Annotated in this window: 19 protein-coding genes; 12 read left to right on the top strand and 7 right to left on the bottom strand. The window is 46.8% G+C overall.

The features are described from left to right. The first annotated feature begins 10 nt into the window (after window positions 1-10). Window positions 11-499 carry a DUF2489 domain-containing protein gene (locus BSQ33_RS08225; RefSeq protein WP_021021185.1) on the top strand — a complete coding sequence of 163 codons (489 nt, stop codon included), beginning with the start codon at window positions 11-13 and terminating at the stop codon, window positions 497-499. A 141-nt stretch (window positions 500-640) separates the two neighbouring features. Further along, window positions 641-2,026 (top strand): oxygen-independent coproporphyrinogen III oxidase, encoded by a 1,386-nt coding sequence (hemN, locus tag BSQ33_RS08220; protein WP_021021184.1) that lies wholly within the window; start codon window positions 641-643, stop codon window positions 2,024-2,026. Between the two features lie 143 nt (window positions 2,027-2,169). Here hemN and BSQ33_RS08215 read toward each other — a convergent pair whose 3' ends face one another. Genes BSQ33_RS08215 through hemC form a run of 4 tightly spaced genes read right to left on the bottom strand, consistent with a single transcriptional unit; the run spans window position 2,170 to window position 6,198 of the window. Next, entirely contained in the window at window positions 2,170-3,354 is a 1,185-nt protein-coding gene (locus BSQ33_RS08215; protein WP_088133832.1) for a heme biosynthesis HemY N-terminal domain-containing protein, read from the bottom strand. Beyond that, window positions 3,354-4,508, bottom strand: coding sequence for a uroporphyrinogen-III C-methyltransferase (locus BSQ33_RS08210; protein ID WP_021021182.1), 1,155 nt, complete (start codon window positions 4,506-4,508; stop codon window positions 3,354-3,356). Before BSQ33_RS08210 ends, BSQ33_RS08215 begins: the two co-directional genes overlap by 1 nt. Continuing rightward, window positions 4,505-5,257, bottom strand: a complete 753-nt coding sequence (locus tag BSQ33_RS08205) for a uroporphyrinogen-III synthase (RefSeq protein WP_088133831.1) — start codon at window positions 5,255-5,257, stop codon at window positions 4,505-4,507. The genes BSQ33_RS08210 and BSQ33_RS08205 overlap by 4 nt, the downstream gene beginning before the upstream one ends. 2 nt (window positions 5,258-5,259) lie before the next feature. Further along, the gene (gene hemC / locus BSQ33_RS08200) at window positions 5,260-6,198 is read right to left on the bottom strand and encodes a hydroxymethylbilane synthase (protein WP_021021180.1); all 939 of its coding nucleotides are present in this window, start codon (window positions 6,196-6,198) and stop codon (window positions 5,260-5,262) included. A 414-nt stretch (window positions 6,199-6,612) separates the two neighbouring features. On the opposite strand from hemC, the gene BSQ33_RS08195 reads away from it, so the two are divergent. After that, entirely contained in the window at window positions 6,613-9,147 is a 2,535-nt protein-coding gene (locus BSQ33_RS08195; RefSeq protein ID WP_088133830.1) for a class I adenylate cyclase, read from the top strand. Between the two features lie 129 nt (window positions 9,148-9,276). Here the strand turns inward: BSQ33_RS08195 and cyaY are convergent, their stop codons facing one another. After that, window positions 9,277-9,591 carry an iron donor protein CyaY gene (cyaY, locus tag BSQ33_RS08190; RefSeq protein ID WP_021021178.1) on the bottom strand — a complete coding sequence of 105 codons (315 nt, stop codon included), beginning with the start codon at window positions 9,589-9,591 and terminating at the stop codon, window positions 9,277-9,279. Between the two features lie 76 nt (window positions 9,592-9,667). Between cyaY and lptM the strand changes: the two genes are divergently transcribed. The 6 genes from lptM to yigB are packed head-to-tail and all read left to right on the top strand — an operon-like array spanning window position 9,668 to window position 14,326. Continuing rightward, the gene (gene lptM / locus BSQ33_RS08185) at window positions 9,668-9,787 is read left to right on the top strand and encodes an LPS translocon maturation chaperone LptM (RefSeq protein WP_072959588.1); all 120 of its coding nucleotides are present in this window, start codon (window positions 9,668-9,670) and stop codon (window positions 9,785-9,787) included. Window positions 9,788-9,817: 30 nt separating this feature from the next. Further along, complete coding sequence (gene lysA / locus BSQ33_RS08180) at window positions 9,818-11,071, top strand: diaminopimelate decarboxylase (RefSeq protein WP_021021177.1); 1,254 nt, start codon at window positions 9,818-9,820, stop codon at window positions 11,069-11,071. 8 nt (window positions 11,072-11,079) lie between these two features. Then, window positions 11,080-11,910 (top strand): diaminopimelate epimerase, encoded by an 831-nt coding sequence (dapF, locus tag BSQ33_RS08175; protein ID WP_021021176.1) that lies wholly within the window; start codon window positions 11,080-11,082, stop codon window positions 11,908-11,910. A 42-nt stretch (window positions 11,911-11,952) separates the two neighbouring features. Next, the gene (locus BSQ33_RS08170) at window positions 11,953-12,639 is read left to right on the top strand and encodes a DUF484 family protein (RefSeq protein ID WP_088133829.1); all 687 of its coding nucleotides are present in this window, start codon (window positions 11,953-11,955) and stop codon (window positions 12,637-12,639) included. 37 nt (window positions 12,640-12,676) lie between these two features. Beyond that, entirely contained in the window at window positions 12,677-13,606 is a 930-nt protein-coding gene (gene xerC / locus BSQ33_RS08165; RefSeq protein ID WP_088133828.1) for a tyrosine recombinase XerC, read from the top strand. Between the two features lie 3 nt (window positions 13,607-13,609). Next, on the top strand, window positions 13,610-14,326 hold the full coding sequence (gene yigB, locus BSQ33_RS08160; RefSeq protein ID WP_021021173.1) for a 5-amino-6-(5-phospho-D-ribitylamino)uracil phosphatase YigB: 717 nt from the start codon (window positions 13,610-13,612) through the stop codon (window positions 14,324-14,326). Window positions 14,327-14,347: 21 nt separating this feature from the next. Here the strand turns inward: yigB and BSQ33_RS08155 are convergent, their stop codons facing one another. Then, window positions 14,348-15,028 carry a tRNA-uridine aminocarboxypropyltransferase gene (locus BSQ33_RS08155; protein WP_021021172.1) on the bottom strand — a complete coding sequence of 227 codons (681 nt, stop codon included), beginning with the start codon at window positions 15,026-15,028 and terminating at the stop codon, window positions 14,348-14,350. Continuing rightward, window positions 15,025-16,038: a hypothetical protein gene (locus BSQ33_RS08150; protein ID WP_021021171.1), complete on the bottom strand. Its 1,014-nt coding sequence runs from the start codon at window positions 16,036-16,038 to the stop codon at window positions 15,025-15,027. The genes BSQ33_RS08155 and BSQ33_RS08150 overlap by 4 nt, the downstream gene beginning before the upstream one ends. A 60-nt stretch (window positions 16,039-16,098) precedes the next feature. Between BSQ33_RS08150 and BSQ33_RS08145 the strand changes: the two genes are divergently transcribed. From BSQ33_RS08145 to BSQ33_RS08130, 3 genes are all read left to right on the top strand, one after another. Continuing rightward, a complete protein-coding gene (locus tag BSQ33_RS08145) occupies window positions 16,099-16,551 on the top strand; it encodes an EVE domain-containing protein (protein WP_021021170.1) in 453 nt (150 codons plus the stop codon). 416 nt (window positions 16,552-16,967) lie between these two features. Then, the gene (locus BSQ33_RS08135; RefSeq protein WP_021021168.1) at window positions 16,968-17,657 is read left to right on the top strand and encodes a 4'-phosphopantetheinyl transferase family protein; all 690 of its coding nucleotides are present in this window, start codon (window positions 16,968-16,970) and stop codon (window positions 17,655-17,657) included. A 51-nt stretch (window positions 17,658-17,708) separates the two neighbouring features. After that, window positions 17,709-17,921 (top strand): MbtH family protein, encoded by a 213-nt coding sequence (locus tag BSQ33_RS08130; protein ID WP_021021167.1) that lies wholly within the window; start codon window positions 17,709-17,711, stop codon window positions 17,919-17,921. The last annotated feature ends 4 nt before the right edge of the window (window positions 17,922-17,925 follow it).

The raw sequence follows: 17,925 nt of genomic DNA, 5'->3' as shown, positions 1-17,925 counted from the left end.
GGAGTGACATATGAATCTGACTGTACTCGTGATTGTTGGGTGTCTGATTGTCGTCGGTTTGGCGATTTATGCCGGGTATCTGCTGGTGAAATTAAAGCAGCAGAAAGCATTGGTTGCCAAGCATCGTGAGCTGGCGATTGAGAAGAGAAATGCAAATATCTTCGAGAATGTAAACACACTCTGTATGGTCGGGATTCAAGGTCAATGTGATCTGTCGGAAATCAGTATTCGTGTTTATTGCATCATGGACTACGTTCAGGGTGAACAACGCATTGATTTTGACAAACAATTCCCAGCAATTTCAGAGCTTTATCATATTGTTAAAGATATGCCTCGTGGCGAGGCGCGACAAGAGATGCCTAAAAAAGAAAGGATGCAGCAAAATCTTGAACGGATGAAGGCTGAAAGTCGGCTGGAAGATGATATTGTCCGAGAGCTGACCACGCTGAAGGATATGATTCAGCCATTGAATCAACAGATTCAGGTTCAGATGGTTTAAATCTCTGGTCTTACAGCAGTTCATTCGGTGATCTCTGTAGCACTTTCACACAATAATCATGGATTTCTATTTTGCTGCCCGAGTTGTCAGTATCGCAGTGTGGCAAAATAGGGATTCATCGCCCCATTCGGAAAGATAAATATGTTTCAGCAGGTATCTCGTCAGCAGGTTGTCTGGGATCAGGCAATGTTGGATAAATATAATTACTCCGGACCTCGCTATACCTCCTATCCGACAGCCGTCGAATTCCATGAAGCATTTACGATTGCGGACTTTGATATGGCTTGTGCCCAGTATCCGGAGCGTCCGCTTTCTCTCTATGTCCATATCCCTTTTTGCCATAAGCTTTGTTACTACTGTGGTTGTAATAAGGTCGTCACGCGTCATTCTCATAAAGCGGATGAGTATTTGGATATGCTGGAGCTTGAGATTCGTCAGCGTGCCTCGTTGTTAGCTGGTCGTCGTGTGGTTCAGCTTCATTTCGGTGGTGGTACACCGACATTTCTGACCGCTCCCCAAATCACGCGTTTGATGACACTGATCAGGCAGGAGTTTGATTTTGAGCCTGAGGCTGAAATCAGTATTGAAGTCGATCCACGCGAGATAGAACTGGATATCTTGGACCATCTTTATCAAGAAGGTTTTAACCGCTTAAGTATCGGGGTTCAGGATTTCAATAAAGAAGTTCAGCTACTCATCAATCGGATTCAGGATGAGACGTTCATCTTCGCTTTGGCAGAACGTGCCCGGGAATTGGGGTTCCGTTCGACCAACCTTGACCTGATTTATGGTTTGCCTAAGCAAACACCGAATTCATTTGCACGGACGTTAAACCGGGTGCTGGAAATAAAACCGGGCCGGTTATCTATTTTCAATTACGCGCATATGCCGCAATTGTTTGCTGCACAGCGGAAGATTAAAGAAGATTTTCTGCCGACAGCGCAAGAGAAAATGGACATTTTGCAGATGACCATTGGTACGTTGACGGATGCGGGCTATCAGTTTATCGGCATGGATCATTTTGCATTGCCTGAAGATGATCTTGCGATTGCGCAGAGAGAAGGTTGTCTCCATCGTAATTTTCAGGGATATACCACGTATGGTGACTGCGATCTGATTGGTTTTGGGGTGTCAGCAATCTCGATGGTCGGTGATGCTTATGCCCAGAATCAGAAAGAATTGAAGAAGTACTATCAGCAAGTGGAACATCAGCGTCATGCATTATGGAAAGGGGTCGCGTTGGATAAAGATGATCTGGCCCGCCGGGACGTAATTAAGCAACTGATGTGTAACTTTGCTCTCGATAAAGCTCAGATCGAGCGCACTCATCAGCTCGATTTTGATCGCTATTTCCAGTCGGACTTAGCACTACTGGAACATTTCATTACTGATGGATTGGTTTTAGTCAGTGATAAACAGTTAACGGTAACGCCTAAAGGTCGTCTGTTGATTCGTAATATCTGTATGTGCTTTGACCGTTATCTGCGAGAAAGAGCAAGACAGCAGCAGTTTTCCCGGGTGATATGATTTCATGTCGTGTTACGGTGGTGTCTGCGTCACACTGCTCTCGGTGCTGATACCCCAAGTACAGCTGATATCACAGTACAAAAAAGCCAGCAGAACAGCCGCTGGCTTTTTTGTTATTGGTTTCGCTAAAACTGCCAATATGGCTAAGCGGTTGGCTCAATGAGTGATAGCGCTTTTTTGCTGACATTATGGGCAGCCTGAGACATATCTTGTTGTTCCAGAACTTGGGCAAGCAGTTGATAGTCTGAGATGCTGTTTCTGATTTGTAGTGCTTTTTCCAGATGCCCTTGTGCCAAGGGTAACTTTTTCTCCTGAAAATAAAGCTGCCCTAATGCGCTGTGCGCTTCGGCATGTTGCTCATCTTTCCGAATCACATTTTGTAGCAGTTTGATTATCGGCTGGCGACTTTCGAGATTGATTTCAGGCAGTAGTGGATAACTGTTTGAGTTTGGATGTTTCTTGATATGTTCTTTCAGGAGCGAAAATGCTTCTTCATCGCCTTGATGTTTCAGAAGTAACTGCACATAGCACACCATGAGTTCCGGTGTGTTTTTCAGGCGCTTGGGCAGATCTTTCCAGTATTCAGTCAGTGTCTCTTTCCCTCGGATCGCTGCGGCTTGTTCCATGAGATGGCTGCGGGATTCGATTTCCAGACGGATGATTTCCTCTTCTCCGGCCAGTTTGAGCTTTCTGAGTTGTGGCATCAGACCAAGTAGTGGCTGCCATTGATTGAGGTGGTGATATGTTGTCTTCAGCAGGCTGACGACCACTGGGTTATCCGGATGTTGGATAGCAACGTCACTCAACACGTTGAGCGCATCCTGATAACGCTGCTCTTTGGTGAACTGTCTTGCCTTGGTGAGTTCGACAGCGAGCGTTGAATTCTCTTGTTTCGCAGCAAGAGACAGGTAGTGATCCCGTTTTTCTTGGTTGCCTTGTTCGAGTGCTGCTTCAGAGGCAATGAGATAACACAAGAGTGGCATATCGTGATTTTTTGCCAGTCGGGTGACTTTCTTTTCGGCCTGTTTCCAGTCTCCCTCAATGAGTTTCACGATGCCTTCGTTGGTATCCCGACGAGACTGTTTCAGTTTTCGTGCACCAAACCAGTTCCAAGTGGTGCTACTGATATGCAGTGCCTTTTTGATCAAAAACTCGATGCCGAACAGGACTGCCAGTAAAGCAATGACGAGCAGGATCAACGTGGTGACGCTCATCTCAATGGTTTTGTTAGCAATTGAAATCAGAACGTATCCTTGTTGACCGGAATATTGGGTGCCGACATATAATCCGATACCGAGGACGGCAAAGAGAAAAATAGCTCGAATCATTACTCTTCCTCCTTCATTAAACCGGAAACTTGTTTACGCAAACGCTCATGAATCAGATCAGTGAGTGGTTGTTGGGATGCCAGTTTTATCGGATATTGAATGGTAATTTTCTTCTGACTCAGGGATTGAGTGGCTTGGTTAAACTGTTTGACCTGAGCATTATCAGGATTCAAGAACGAGACCGACCATTGATTTGCTGTGGTTAAAGCTGTTGTATAAATGTCCTGATTTTCGTCGTAGATTGCTCTGATTGCTGTTTCGATTTTGGCTTTCAGGTTCTCTCTCAGGTAAAAATCTTGTTCCGGAGACAGTAACGGAATGACGTTGCCATCCCGGGTTCTGAACGTGATGAACTGTTCAGAGAAATTCTTCAGTGATGTGAGCAGATTATCTTGCCAATGGCTGATGTCTTCGCTGACTTGTGGTTTTTGTTCTTGGGGGGCATCAGGAAGAATGGCGTTGGCTAGCGGCAGTTTATCGATGAGCTGCTCCAGACTGGTGAGACGCAGAACCAGACCATCTTTATCGATCAAAGGGAGCGACTTCAGTGTGGTGATGTCATTGGCCATAGCCTGACGCAGAGAGACCAGACTCGGATCATTGAGTGCTGCGATTCGTTCATCGGCACTTTCCATCAGATGCGTCGCAGTCAGTACATCGTGCTCGAGGAATAGTTTCCGACCGGCCAGTTTGACCAGATAATCAGATTCAGCTAACAGCCAGTCATTCGGACGACGACCTTTAATATCAGCAAGCGCTCGTTGCAGGCTATCAATACTTTTTTGTTGTTGATCCAAATGTGTATCAACCTGATTGATGACCGTCGCTGTTTTTTTATCGACGTCTTGATTGAGCTGCGTCACTTGTGTTTCAACCTGACTCACAGATTGACTCAGTTGCTGCTGAAGTTGTGTAATTTGTTGCTGATAGCCGTGCATGGTGTGCTGAACGTAAGCGGCAATTCCGCCACCGGTGAGTAAGGTCAGTACAATGGCGATTTTACTGAGCCTTGCACCCGAGGCGGGCGTTTTTTGTTTTGATTTAGCACCAGAAGGCGCTGTTGCTTCAGGCTTAGATGCGGGTGCGGAAGAAGATGTGGCTGATTTTTGCTTATCTTCTGAGGTTGGGGTAACGGCTTTTTTTGTATCAGTCATTCATGATTCCTGTCATTCTTCTCGGCCAGAATTGCGGCCACTAAGTCTGAATTGCTGGCACTACCCACAGCAATGGTATGCTTGATTCCCAGCGACTGTGCATCATGTGCAACCCGTTCACTGGGGACATAAAATGTTTGATTTAATAACCATGGCATATTGTGTTCAGCGATCTGCGTGACGAAAAACCGGAGTTGTTGCTCACTGGTGATGATGACGCAATCTATCGCTGCTCTTTGCCATTCGGAAACAGCAACCCGGGCATTAAAAGGGAGCATGTCTCGCTGATAAACTTCGCAATAATTGACTACCGCTCCCTGAGACGTTAATTGTCGGGCGATTAAATCTCGGCCGCCATTACCTCTCAGGATTTCAACACGTAATCCAACAGGCGCACTAAGCTCCGGGAGAGAGAGAAAATTTTCGCTATCGCTTATCGCAGGGTAGTTTACCGTTTGTTGGGTAAAATTACTTAGAAGCTGTGCGGTTTTTTGACCGATGGCAAGATATCGAATGTCAGACGGCCATGAGAAGCCATGTTGGGTGAGATATTCCTGACTATAAAGGACAGCTTGTTGGCTAACCGCGATCACCAGATCACACTGTTCTAGCCGACCCGGAAGTTGTTCCAGTTCCGAACCGGCATGAAAATCCATTAAAGGATGATGGACCGTTTGGATACCAACGGCCTGAAGTTGACGGCAGAGTGCTTCTCCCGGTTGACCGGGGCGGGTCACCAGTACCGACATGATTAGTCATGCTCATAGTAAAGGTTGGCGAGTATCTCTTGGGCGCCACGCTGTAAGAGTTGTTGGGCGAGCGTTTCTCCCAGTTGCTCTGCATCGTTGCGATTCCCTCTGATCTCCCCGCGAACGATTTGACTGCCGTCCGGTTCACCGACCAGAGCCCGTAACCAGAGTTGATCATTCTCCAATAGCGCGTAACTACCGATTGGCACCTGACAACCGCCTTGCAGAGCGGTATTCATTGCACGTTCACAAAGCACCCGATCCGTGGTTTCCTGATGACTCAGTGGTTTCAATAATTCAATCAATCGCTCATCATCTAGACGGCATTCAATCCCAATGGCTCCCTGACCAACCGCCGGCAGCGACTGCTCTGGTGTCAGGTAGCTCCGGATTCGGCTTTCAAGCTCGAGGCGCTTGAGACCGGCTGCGGCAAGAATAATTGCATCATATTCTCCGGCATCCAGCTTACCGAGTCGTGTGCCGACATTTCCACGGAGCTCTTTGATGACGATATCCGGACGGGCTTCTTTCAATTGACACTGGCGTCTTAAACTACAAGTCCCGACGATGGCGCCCTTAGGCAGTTCATCGAAGTTTTCATAATGGTTGGAGACGAAAGCATCACGCGGATCCTCCCGTTCACAGATCGTGACGAGCCCCAGGCCTTGTGGAAATTCAACCGGGACATCTTTCATGGAATGAACCGCGAGGTCGGCCCGACCTTCAAGCATTGCCATTTCAAGTTCTTTGACGAAGAGTCCCTTACCGCCTACTTTCGCCAGCGGGGTGTCCAGAATCACATCTCCTTTCGTTACCATTGTGACCAGTTCAACGGTCAAACCCGGATGTGCAGTCTGAAGCGCATCCCTGACATAATGGGCCTGCCACAGGGCTAGCGGGCTTTTACGGGTAGCAATACGAATCGGAGATGAATCAGTCATAAGTTATGCGTCGGTTAGAGAAAAATGATATATCACATCCTACCACTGTTCTTTTCGATCCCCAAGTTCACCTAATTCACCTAAGCGGTTGAAAAATAGCACTTGGGGTAACGAAGTCTGCGAATGAAAAAGTGCACAGGAAAACTTGTAAATTTTGAGATATACGACCATAGTCTAATTTAAAATATGTGATGTAGCTCTTGTTTATAGTTTGAGCTATGATAGCTAGATAATATGAGTGAGATATGAATCAACAAAGAACTATCCCTGATTTTTCTGGGTTGTCCACGTGGCTACCCGGGAGAGATATCTTTACCATCGATAGATAAAGTGTTAAATTGATCACGTTTTGACGGCGATTTTGCACAAAGGGCAATCAGTTCGTTGAGTTTTGAGCCAACCAAGGATACTCCCTTGCAGACATACACCGAGACTTTAATCAAAAGATTAGATAATCTGAATCGGCAACGCACTGAACGTGCGCTGGCGTTAATGGATTTACAAAGTCGTCGTGTTTTTCATTTAATACCCGTATTCTTTCAATTTAATCACCCATTAATTCCCGGTTATTATGCCCAAGACGTACCTTTCGGGGTGTGGGGGTTTGAGGCGGATGACGCGCAACAACAGTTTATTAACGATACAGAACTCGCATTGGGGCAGCCACTGCCGGTTTCCAGCGAACCTGAAATTCAGGGTTTGTACACCATGGGAAGTACGTCATCGATCGGGCAGAGTACCTCCAGTGATCTCGATATCTGGGTGTGCGTTTCTTCGCTGATGAGCGCCAGCCGTCGGGAAAAACTGGCCAATAAATGCTTGTTGCTGACGGACTGGGCAAAGACACAAGGTGTCGAAGCCAACTTTTTTATCATGGATGAACAGCGGTTCCGGTGTAAGCAGTCTGATGAGATGACCGGTGAAAACTGTGGTTCTTCGCAACATCTGTTATTACTGGATGAATTCTACCGTTCTGCGGTGCGAATGGGCGGAAAACGTCTTTTGTGGCAAATTGTGCCACCAGAGATGGAAGAGTGCTATGACGAATATGTCAGCCATTTATGTAGTCATTCTTATATTAACTGTAATGAATGGTTTGATTTTGGTCGGCTCAATCATATTCCGGCAGAAGAGTATTTCGGTGCCAGTTTATGGCAGTTGTATAAGAGTATCGATTCTCCGTATAAATCCGTGCTCAAAGCAATCTTACTCGAAGCATATTCTTGGGAATATCCATTTACACAACTCTTAAGTATCGATACCAAGCGGCGTTTTTTTACCCATGAGCCCGATCTGTATGGGATGGATGCCTATTATCTGATGCTGGAAAAAGTGACTCGTTATTTAGAACGGATTAATGATCAGCCTCGGTTGGATTTGGTACGGCGTTGCTTTTATCTGAAGACGCATGAGAAATTATCTCGTGAACCCGGTGCCGGCTCCGTGCCATGGCGACGGATGGTCTTGGAAGAGTTGACGCAAATCTGGCAGTGGTCGACGGGTATCATTGCTGAATTGGATAACCGACGGAATTGGAAAGTCGAACAAGTCTCCTTCATGCATACAGGGCTTCTGGATGCTTTGATGCAGAGCTACCGTAATCTCATCCAATTCGCCCGGCGCAACGATATTACCTCATCGATTAGTCCTCAGGATATTTCGATTCTTTCCCGTAAACTGTATGCCGCTTTTGAAATTCTTCCGGGAAAAGTCACACTGCTGAATCCGCAGATTTCTCCTGACTTGCATGAGTCTGATCTGACCTTTATTGAAGTGCAACAGAACCGGAGTAACCCTCCCGGTTGGTATCTCTATAAACAACCGTTAGTGCCGCGTCGGATGATGGGGCAGCATTATCTGGAACATCATGAATATCTGAGTAAATTAGTTGCTTGGGCATTTTTTAATGGTTTGATCACTGAATCAACAAGGCTCCATGCCGTTGTTCAGGACGCTCAACTCGATATCGATAAGTTTTATCAGATGGTGGGTGACTTGCGGAATACATTCTCCTTGCATAAACGTCGTCCGACTATGCACGCGCTCGCCAGCCCTTGTGAAATTAATCAGTTGGCGATGTTCATTAATTTTGAACAAGATCCAACTTATGCGGTTTCCGGAAAATCACTTCGTGTCGATTTAAAAACGGTCGATATTTTAAGTTTCGGGCCGGATCAGCGCTGTCTCGTTGGTAGTATTGATCTGGTTTATCGTAATTCGTGGCATGAAGTCAGAACGCTTCATTTCGAAGGCGAAGGCGCGGTTCTTGATGCGCTCAAAACGGTATTGTGCAAGATGCATCAGGATGCGTTACCACCAGAGTCAGTGGACGTGTTTTGCTACAGTAAAAACTTGCGGGGATTAATCCGTAATGCCATTTATCAGTTATTGGCCGAATGTATTGATTTACGGTTGAAACCGGTTGAAATCGAGCTGGAAAAGCGCCGTCGTTTCAAAGCATTGCGGGTTGGTTGTCAAATGTACGGGCTGTTTTTCGAACGACGGGGCGTGTCCGTTCAGCGTTTGGAAAATTCAGTCGATTTTTATCGCAGTATCTCGACCAACAAACTCAAAGGTTCGCCATTGATGATGATTGATCGGGAGCAGGATTATCACCTACCTGAAGCGATTGATGGCTTTGCCAGTGAAGGACTCATCCAGTTTTTCTTCGAAGATAACGAGACTGGATTCAATATCTACGTTCTTGATGAATCGAATCGTGTCGAGGTCTACCATCAATTTAGTGGTAGTAAAAATGAGATGATTTATAGTCTGAATGGCTTTTATTCGTCGATGTTGGATGAAAACAAAGTGGCATCGAAACTGATTAACTTCAATTTGCCGCAGTATTATCAGATCATCCATGCGGATGATGGCAGCACTTGTATCATTCCTTACCGCAGTGACCGATCTTCAGGGACTGTGCCGACCAAAGCGGTGAACGCCTAAACGAGGCTGAACACGCGTTCTTTTATTTTTAATCTTGATTATTTCTGAATCCGGCTTGTCGTCAGAGCCCCGAGATTAGACTTATCTGCGGGACTCCAACGTCAATCGACGTGGCGGGTATCGCTTATCTCAATCCCAATCAATTGACTCTCCGGCATGTTTTTCACATTCCTGACGAATTAAGGTCAGCAGTTCCAGACCGGTTTTCGAGCAAATCCATTGTTGATCTGTGTACTGGAAATGAAAGCCACCGGATCTGGAGGCCAGCCAAATTTCATGCATCGGTTCCTGACGGTTGATCACAATCTGACTGCGATCTTCAAAATCCAGTGTCATGACATTGCCTGTTGTCTCGTAGTCAATGTCGGCACCTGAGTCATCAATCATTTGCTCAATTTGTTCTAGCATTTGATCAACAAGTTGGTGGAATTCAGTATCGTTCATCCTCACATCCTATTGCTTTTCCTGAATCTGGTGCGATTATAGGGGGCATTGAATGAATAATCACGATATATGCAAAATGAATAAAAAGTTTACTGCACTTTTAGTGCTGTGCGTGTTAGCGTTGGCAGGTTGTGGACAGACAGGACCGTTGTATATGCCTCAGGACAATACACCGCAAAACCAATCACAACCTTAATCCTTAGTCATTGATAATTAGGAAAGTATTTTGGATTATTTTAATTACCAGAACGATGGACAGCTATGTGCTGAAGGGGTTCGTCTCGCTGAACTGGCAAAGGACTATGGCACACCACTTTATGTTTATTCAAAAGCGACGCTAGAGCGCCATTGGAATGCATTTGATCAGGCCGTTGGCACACATGCACATTTGGTTTGTTATGCTGTGAAAGCAAACTCCAATTTAGGTGTGTTGAGTGTTTTGGCGCGACTTGGCTCTGGATTCGATATTGTGTCCGGAGGGGAGTTAGAGCGGGTTTTAGCGGCGGGTGGAAATCCCGAGAAAATTGTGTTTTCCGGTGTGGGTAAAACTGAAGCGGAAATGAAACGTGCACTTGAGTTGAAGATTAAGTGCTTTAACGTTGAATCTGAATCCGAATTACACCGTTTGAATCGTGTGGCTCAGTCTCTCGGTGTGAAGGCACCGGTATCTCTGCGGATTAATCCGGACGTTGATGCCAAAACACATCCGTATATCTCGACAGGACTACGTGACAATAAATTCGGGATTGCTTTTGACCGCGCGCGCGAAGTCTATCGTTTGGCTCATCAACTGGAGCATCTGGACGTTCATGGGATTGATTGCCATATCGGTTCACAGTTGACTCAAATTGATCCTTTTATTGATGCAACGGATCGGCTTCTGGCGCTTATCGATGCGCTCAAAGCGGAAGGCATTCATATTCGCCATCTCGATGTCGGTGGTGGTCTGGGTGTCGTCTATGATGCAGAAACACCACCACAGCCAGCAGAATATGCCAAAGCATTACTTTCGCGTCTGGAGAATCATCAAGATTTGGAGCTGGTGTTCGAACCGGGGCGGGCGATTGCTGCGAATGCCGGAATCCTGCTGACCAAAGTCGAATTCTTGAAGCATACCGAGTATAAGAATTTTGCAATTATTGATGCAGCGATGAATGACCTCATGCGTCCAGCGCTGTATCAGGCATGGCAGAAAATTGTCCCTGTGACGCCTCGGGAAGGAACAGCGCAGGTTTATGATTTAGTGGGTCCTATTTGTGAAACCAGTGATTTTATCGGTAAAGATCGCGAGCTGGTGCTTGAGGAAGGTGATCTTCTGGCGGTTCGTTCAGCAGGTGCTTACGGATTTGCTATGTCATCAAACTATAATACGCGTTCACGCGCCGCTGAGGTCATGGTTGATGGAGAACAGGTTCATCTGGTACGCCAGCGCGAGCCTCTCAGTAGTTTGTGGGCTTTGGAAAGTGTTTTACCGGAGTAAAGAAACCTATGCATTTTCATTTTTCTAAAATGCACGGTTTGGGTAATGACTTCATGGTCGTTGATTGTATTACCCAGAATATTTTCTTCTCACCGGATTTGATTCGTCGCTTAGCAAACCGACACACAGGTGTCGGTTTTGACCAACTGTTATTGGTTGAAGCGCCTTATGATCCGGAAACAGATTTTCACTATCGAATCTTCAATGCGGATGGCAGTGAAGTTGAACAGTGTGGAAATGGTGCTCGTTGTTTTGCGCGCTTTGTTCGGCTCAAAGGTTTGACGAACAAATACAGCGTTCATGTCAGTACCAAGAAAGGAAAGATGATTCTGAATGTCGAAGACGACAATCAGATTACCGTGAATATGGGGTTGCCAGAATTCGAACCCGCAAAAATCCCGTTTAAGGCGAAACAGTCAGAAAAGACCTATATTTTACGCATTGCTGAACAGACACTGTTTTGTGGTGCGGTAAGCATGGGTAATCCTCATGTGGTGACAACGGTTGAGGATGTCGATATTGCAGATGTGGACCGTCTTGGGCCATTACTGGAATCCCATGAACGTTTTCCTGAACGCGTCAATGCCGGTTTTATGCAGGTCGTGAACCCTAATGAAATCCGGTTACGGGTTTATGAACGCGGGGCGGGTGAAACACAGGCGTGCGGCAGTGGTGCTTGTGCCGCAGTTGCTGTCGGGATTATTCAAGAGCAGTTGGCAGAGAATGTCACCGTACATTTGCCGGGTGGCGACTTGAAAATTAGCTGGAAGGGGCCGGGGCAACCGCTCTATATGACCGGACCTGCCACTCATATTTATGATGGTCAGATTGCGTGCTGAGAACCGCTAAAATCATTGAAGAACGTTGTAGAAAGGGCTGTTGTGTCAAACACTGAAACTGAAATTAATGAAAATGATGCGTTAACCGCTGAAGTGGTCGCTGATTATTTACAAAATCACCCGGATTTCTTTATGAATCGTCCGGCGTTGGTTGATCGCCTTGCACTACCACACCAGCAACTTGGCGCAGTGTCTTTGGTTCATATTCAGCTGAATCGGCAAAGACACCGGATCGAAGAGCTTGAAGAAGAAATTACGGCCTTCATGTCTCTGGCAGCAAGTAATGACCGGACGCTGCATGCATTCATGGCTCTGCAAGAACAGATGTTGCGGTGTGATGAATTGAGTCAGGTGATTGAAGCGATTGAACAGAAAGCGGCGCAAATGTCGCTGAAAGCGCATATCCGTTTATCCGGCGTCCCGACACCGTATGCTTTGGATCTGGCTTATTGGCAGCGTTTTGCCACCAACAATTTTAACGGGAACCCGGCTTATTTAGGCCGAATGCGTAAAGCGGATCGCGATGGTCTGTTTGGTGAACATGCTGGCGCGCCAGAGTTTGGCTCTTACGTGGTGTTACCGATCAGAAGTCCCGACACGCATGGTATTCTGGCTTTCTCCAGTGAAGATGGCGGTCATTTCCAGCCAAGTATGGATACGCTGTTTTTACGTTATCTGGCAGAGGTGTTGACCCATTTATTACATGTACTGCCATGGCAACGCACATAATATGAGTCAGTCATATAGAGATGAATAAATTCGTCGTATGAATAGTGAAAGTCTGAGATTACCGGATGAATTACAGCAGCCCCTTCAACGCTTCTATGAATATCTGAGAAGTGAGAAGGGGTTGAGTCTATATACGCGTCAGAACTATCAGCAACAACTGACTCAGATGGCGGCTTATCTGGCTGACAATGGTGTGACACGCTGGCCGCAATTGGATTCGGCATGGGTCAGACAACTGGCAGCGAAAGGGATGCGTGACGGCATCAAGGCCAGTAGTTTAGCGACGCGCTTATCTGCATTGCGTAGCTTTCTGGACTTTCTGGTATTAAGGGGTGACTTAACCGCAAATCCGGCCAAAGGTGTTTCTGCACCGAAGAAGAAGCGACCTTTGCCGAAGAATTTAGATGTAGATGAAGTTGCTCAGTTACTTGAAGTGAATGAAGATGATCCGCTCGCGATTCGTGATCGGGCCATGATGGAATTGATGTATGGTGCCGGTCTGCGGTTGGCGGAAATGGTGAGCGTCAATTTGAAAGATATTCACCTCGGTCTGGGAGAACTCCGCGTGATCGGGAAAGGTAACAAAGAACGTAAAGTCCCATTTAGCGGTCAGGCTGTGACGTGGGTGAAAAAATGGATGGCCGTTCGCGGGCAGCTTGCCCATGCTGATGAGCCTGCTCTGTTTGTTTCTAGTCGCGGTGGAAGAATTTCGCATCGCAATGTCCAGAAACGGATGTCAGAGTGGGGAATGAAGCAGTCGGTCGCCAGCCATATCAGCCCTCACAAATTACGTCACTCTTTTGCGACCCATATTCTTGAATCCAGCCACAATTTGCGTGCGGTTCAGGAACTCTTGGGGCATGAAAATATTTCAACCACGCAGATATATACCCATCTCGATTTTCAGCATTTAGCGCAGGCCTATGATCAAGCTCATCCTCGCGCGAAGAAGAAACGGAAACCATAGCGCATGTTTTATTACCGCTCTCTCCCTGTGATTCAGGCAATGACCTTTGATTTGGACGATACGCTCTACGATAACGTCCCCGTGATTCGACAGCTGGAACGTAAGATGTTGGATTGGATGCATTTGAATCATCCGGTCAGTGCGTTGCATCCGATTGCGTGGTGGAAGCAATTGAAAACCGACATCGTACAGCAGTCTCCGGAGTTAGCGCATGATGTGACGCAATGGCGTTATACGCAGGTCATGCAGGGGTTGATACAGTTGGGATATTCGACCGATGACGCGCGTAAAGCAGCGGAAGATGCAATCAATGAAATGTTCTACTGGCGTCACCAGATAGAAGTGCCGGAAGAAACACATCGTGTGCTGACCTTATTGAGCCAACAAATCCCGTTAATTGCAGTGACCAATGGTAATGTCGACCCGAATAAGATCGGGCTGGGACACTATTTTCAGCAAACGCTGCAAGCCGGTCCTGATGGTTTTTCCAAACCTTATCCCGATCTGTTTATCAAAGCGCAACGCGCACTCGATCTGCCGGCTTGCCAGATTCTGCATGTTGGCGACCACCTGAAGACCGACGTTTATGGTGCCAAAATGAATGGATTCGCGGCCTGCTGGTTGAATGATCAACATCGAAATATCCGCACCGAATCGGCAGCGATGTTACTGCCGGATGTCGAAATTGAGCAGTTATCAAGCTTGTTAGCACTTGTGTAACGTGCTAATCGCCTGATGTGTTCAGTGATCACTGTCCTTGCGTCCCGGAGTCCGGTTTTTATCAGCCTGCAAGGCATCCATAAACAGATGTAAAAAATCTTTTAATGCCCGAGCATCTTTGGTCTCACCGCGTTGTTCGAGTAGCGTGGCGACTACTTCCAATGTACAGAGTGAGTCAGGTTGTTGGTTGCGTCTCAGCCGATAAGATGAGGCCGCATTAGGCGTGATCTGCACGCGCGGCAGCGCTGCCAGCCAGGCACTCTTTCTTTCCATTTTCCGAGCTTCCTGCCAAGTCCCGTCGAGCAAAATGAAATGTGGCACGGGTTGATGTTGCTGCGCTTGATGATTGTGCGCCTGAGTCTGATGTCTGTGTTCCGCGTATATTTGAGCGTACAGTTCATCGGCTGTAAGCGCGTGGGGAGCTGGAAATAGCAGCACCGGAAAGAATCGGGGATCATCCAACTGTTGCTGGAATTGCACATCGGGTTGTTTACGTTGCCAGAGGTACGACTGACACTGGGGCAGTGCATGAACAAGCCAGCGTCCGGTATTGGTGGCCCGGTTCATCTCCCGCTCATGAATCAGTAAGGACAGCTTGATGCCACTTGTACAACGGGGAATGGCCTGACAAATACATTGATAGACCAAACCACAGTCGGGGCATGGGTGCGGTGACTCTTCCGGCTGTTGATTCACATTCATGGTTTACTCCGGTACAGGGTTAACCCGCCCTCATTGATTTTATAGATCTGCTGACCAACTTGTTCTTTGGGGGCGTGAAGCCGGTCGCCCTCGCGAGTAAAAATCCGTTGGGAAAGCAGATATTGCTGTTGATGTTGGGTCATGACGACCTGAATTTGATCGGCATTGAGTGCCTGCCAAAAGCCGGTTTCGACAATGGGGACCGGATCGTTTTGATAACGATAAAGTGTTTGCGCTGTGTGATCAGCTTTCAGTGTTAATGTCACAGAAAAGTTGTCTTGCCGGGTTGAGCTTGCATAATAGGTCGCAAGCCATGGTGTGGACGAATCCTGATTGCCGAGTCGGGCACAGCCCCGATATCTACCTTTTTGAGTGTTGAAGGTTGCCATCCAACCATATAAGGCCTGATGACCCAGTTGGCAGGATGATGGTGACAGCGTCAATGTTCCCTGAGGTGTTTTATACACCCGATGTTCTTCAGTGTGGTTCAGTTGTATCACAGACCACTGCTGAGGTGATGATTTGCCAAATTGAACATCCACAGTATCCGGTGACGTCATCCGAACACGCCAGTGCGGTTTCTGTCCCTGAGCCTCGGTGCTTTGTACGGGCTGACTACAACCTTTGACACCATCTTGTGAGACATAGTTAATCTGATGGGTCATCAGCCGTGCTCTGAAGTCAGCGTTGTAACCTGTCTGACTGGGCGCAGTGAGGAAACCAATAATTTCGCCATAGATTGATTGATAAGGGGAGGCGACCTGTTGGCTGAGTGTCTGATACTGTTGTGCCGATAGCGTCAATAGAAATTGTTGGTTGCTGTTGCAGGGGGTGAATGAGCTGGTCTGAGGGCCAATCACGATCTGGCCCCGGAACATGATTCGCGGGATCTGAATCTCTGTCGATTGCCCCAGAGCAACGTGATCGGAAGGAGAAGACACCATTGATGATGTACAGGCTTGCAGGAGTATCATCAATGAGCTGAATATTAGAATTTTCAAGGGCTTCATGGTATATCTTCCTTACCTTAACCGGATTAGACATCGTCTCGTATAGCACAGCATAACATTATGGCATATTGGTTATTTAAAACAGAGCCTGATACTTTTTCAATTGATACTTTACGCGTGCAGCAGCGCGCTTGTTGGGAAGGTGTCAGAAATTATCAAGCGCGCAATATGATGCGCGATCAAGTTCGTCTCGGGGATCAGGTTTTGATCTACCATTCATCCTGTAAACAGGTTGGCGTGGCAGGTATTGCTGAGGTTGTCCGTGAAGCCTATCCGGATCACTTTGCATTTGACCCTGACAGTGACGTGTTCGACCCGAAATCAACCCCGGAAAATCCGCGCTGGGTGATGGTTGATGTTGCTTTTGTCAGCAAAATGGAGCGGATTATTCCCCTTTCGGTGATGAAAGCAATGCCCGAACTGGCGCAGATGCCTTTAGTAAAGCGGGGAAACCGACTTTCAATTATGCCCGTGACCGAAGCGGAGTGGCTGGCAATACTTTCCCTGCGTTGACATCCTTTCACTGACAGGCGGTTCTCACCGCCTGTCTACTCAATACATTGGTCATCAATGTATCCACGTTTGACCAACCTCATTCATCAAATTGCTTATGGCTAACAGTCTGATAACGGTCTGTTATCATGAGAATTAACACTATATGAGTCAGAAATATAGGAAATAATGCGATCTTCGCAGCGAGTTCAGAGGATTTATATTGGAGTTTATACGTGCATTGGTTGTATGCTAATAGCTGCTGTTGCAGTGCAACGGTGAAGTAAGTATTCGCGAGAGATTCAGAAAAAATAATCATGAATGTTTGTTTTGGCAGACAAGGTTGAGTGCTCGGATGGGGACGGCTTACTCCATTGCTTGAGACCTATTTTCAATTGATTTGCACATGTGATGAACGGGTTTAGGGAAGATAAGTGATGACATTTCTGATCTGGCAAAAGCAATTATGCTTGGGTGGACAGACACTTTTTATGAATCGCTATGTGCGTGATAAGTATACGGCTGGCGCAGCACAAGAAGGCATCACCTTACCTGAATCTCTGCTCGGAGCGGTCAGTAAAAGAAAAGCAGAATTTGTTGCCGGCAGAATTGCAGCAAAACATGCTTTGCTGCACCGCGGTGCATCTGAACCTTGGGTTGGAATTGGAGAACATCGTTCTCCCGTGTGGCCTGACGGATTTATCGGCTCCATTTCACATACAGACGACACGGCTATCTCTACTGTGGCGACGAAAGCGGAGCGGTTATCCATCGGGGTTGATGTCGAAAATATCATGGATGAAACACTGTGCGAGTCGATCGGAAGAATGATTGTCACGCCTGAGGAAATCAAACTTCAGGATGTCACCGGTTGGCATAAAGCACCGTTTATGTCGCTGATGTTTTCGGCCAAAGAGAGCCTGTTTAAGGCACTTTATCCTTTAGTAAAACGTTACCTTGACTTCCATGATGCGCAATTAATATCCCTTGAGCCGCAGCATTCATATTTCACGTTTGAACTTTCCCCAATACTTCAGCAACAGACCGGAATACAGCTTTGTCATGGACATTATCTGTTTCTGGAAGAGGCACTCGTGACATTGATACAGATTGAACGGGATGCCTGATGTAAACAAAGTATGAATCTTTCCCTTAGTTGGCAGGGTGGCTTAAAAATAATGAATGATAAAAAATATACCAATCCATTTGATGATGTGAATCATCGGTTTCTCGTCCTGACCAATGACCGTGGTCAGTACAGTTTGTGGCCGGAATTCAGTCCGGTTCCTCAAGGTTGGCAAGCGATTTTCGGTCCGGAAGATAAATCCGATTGTCTCAGTTATGTTGAACAAAACTGGCAACATATTCACCTCTCCGAGCTGCATTCATGAAGGA

It is taken from the genome of Vibrio gazogenes (assembly GCF_002196515.1).
Taxonomy (GTDB): Bacteria; Pseudomonadota; Gammaproteobacteria; order Enterobacterales; family Vibrionaceae; genus Vibrio; species Vibrio gazogenes_A.
Note: the sequence above shows the minus strand (reverse complement) of the source record. Positions and strands in the feature narration are given on the sequence as shown.

Excerpts from the sequence above, each read along its gene's own strand:
- xerC (WP_088133828.1), top strand. The coding sequence starts at position 12,677 with ATGAATAGTGAAAGTCTGAGATTACCGGATGAATTACAGCAGCCCCTT.
- BSQ33_RS08205 (WP_088133831.1), bottom strand. The coding sequence starts at position 5,257 with ATGTCGGTACTGGTGACCCGCCCCGGTCAACCGGGAGAAGCACTCTGC.
- cyaY (WP_021021178.1), bottom strand. The coding sequence starts at position 9,591 with ATGAACGATACTGAATTCCACCAACTTGTTGATCAAATGCTAGAACAA.
- BSQ33_RS08210 (WP_021021182.1), bottom strand. The coding sequence starts at position 4,508 with ATGACTGATACAAAAAAAGCCGTTACCCCAACCTCAGAAGATAAGCAA.
- yigB (WP_021021173.1), top strand. The coding sequence starts at position 13,610 with ATGTTTTATTACCGCTCTCTCCCTGTGATTCAGGCAATGACCTTTGAT.
- BSQ33_RS08150 (WP_021021171.1), bottom strand. The coding sequence starts at position 16,038 with ATGAAGCCCTTGAAAATTCTAATATTCAGCTCATTGATGATACTCCTG.
- BSQ33_RS08130 (WP_021021167.1), top strand. The coding sequence starts at position 17,709 with ATGAATGATAAAAAATATACCAATCCATTTGATGATGTGAATCATCGG.
- dapF (WP_021021176.1), top strand. The coding sequence starts at position 11,080 with ATGCATTTTCATTTTTCTAAAATGCACGGTTTGGGTAATGACTTCATG.
- hemC (WP_021021180.1), bottom strand. The coding sequence starts at position 6,198 with ATGACTGATTCATCTCCGATTCGTATTGCTACCCGTAAAAGCCCGCTA.
- BSQ33_RS08135 (WP_021021168.1), top strand. The coding sequence starts at position 16,968 with ATGACATTTCTGATCTGGCAAAAGCAATTATGCTTGGGTGGACAGACA.
- BSQ33_RS08155 (WP_021021172.1), bottom strand. The coding sequence starts at position 15,028 with ATGAATGTGAATCAACAGCCGGAAGAGTCACCGCACCCATGCCCCGAC.
- lptM (WP_072959588.1), top strand. The coding sequence starts at position 9,668 with ATGAATAAAAAGTTTACTGCACTTTTAGTGCTGTGCGTGTTAGCGTTG.
- BSQ33_RS08225 (WP_021021185.1), top strand. The coding sequence starts at position 11 with ATGAATCTGACTGTACTCGTGATTGTTGGGTGTCTGATTGTCGTCGGT.
- BSQ33_RS08215 (WP_088133832.1), bottom strand. The coding sequence starts at position 3,354 with ATGATTCGAGCTATTTTTCTCTTTGCCGTCCTCGGTATCGGATTATAT.
- hemN (WP_021021184.1), top strand. The coding sequence starts at position 641 with ATGTTTCAGCAGGTATCTCGTCAGCAGGTTGTCTGGGATCAGGCAATG.
- BSQ33_RS08145 (WP_021021170.1), top strand. The coding sequence starts at position 16,099 with ATGGCATATTGGTTATTTAAAACAGAGCCTGATACTTTTTCAATTGAT.